This is a genomic window from Arthrobacter sp. 9E16 (assembly GCF_002929435.1).
GTDB classification, from domain to species: Bacteria; Actinomycetota; Actinomycetes; order Actinomycetales; family Micrococcaceae; genus Arthrobacter_B; species Arthrobacter_B sunyaminii.
On the sequence record NZ_PJIU01000013.1, the window covers coordinates 1 to 857 of the forward strand.

Annotated in this window: 1 rRNA gene; it reads left to right on the forward strand. The window is 49.4% G+C overall.

Annotated features, from left to right (window positions below):
- Positions 1–857, forward strand: a 16S ribosomal RNA gene (locus CXR00_RS17955); the annotation flags it as partial.

Here is an 857-nt window from a genome sequence, read left to right on the forward strand (position 1 = left end):
CCTGGCTCAGGATAAACGCTGGCGGCATGCCTAATACATGCAAGTCGAACGGGGGTGCTTGCACCCCAGTGGCGAACGGGTGAGTAACACGTATCTAACCTACCTCATAGCGGGGGATAACTTTTGGAAACGAAAGATAATACCGCATGTGAATCTTATTATCGCATGAGAAAAGATTGAAAGGACCGTTTGGTTCACTATGAGATGGGGATGCGGCGTATTAGTTAGTAGGTGAGGTAATGGCTCACCTAGGCGATGATACGTAGCCGAACTGAGAGGTTGATCGGCCACATTGGGACTGAGATACGGCCCAGACTCCTACGGGAGGCAGCAGTAGGGAATTTTTCACAATGGACGAAAGTCTGATGAAGCAATGCCGCGTGAGTAATGACGGCCTTCGGGTTGTAAAGCTCTGTTGTAAGGGAAGAAAAAATAGAGTAGGAAATGCCTCTATATTGACGGTACCTTACCAGAAAGCCACGGCTAACTATGTGCCAGCAGCCGCGGTAATACATAGGTGGCAAGCGTTATCCGGATTTATTGGGCGTATAGGGTGCGTAGGCGGTTTTGCAAGTTTGAGGTTAAAGCCCGGAGCTCAACTCCGGTCCGCCTTGAAAACTGCATTACTAGAATGCAAGAGAGGTAAGTGGAATTCCATGTGTAGCGGTGAAATGCGTAGATATATGGAAGAACACCTGTGGCGAAAGCGGCTTACTGGCTTGTTATTGACGCTGAGGCACGAAAGCGTGGGGAGCAAATAGGATTAGATACCCTAGTAGTCCACGCCGTAAACGATGAGTACTAGGTGTTGGGGTTATCTCAGCGCCGCAGCTAACGCATTAAGTACTCCGCCTGAG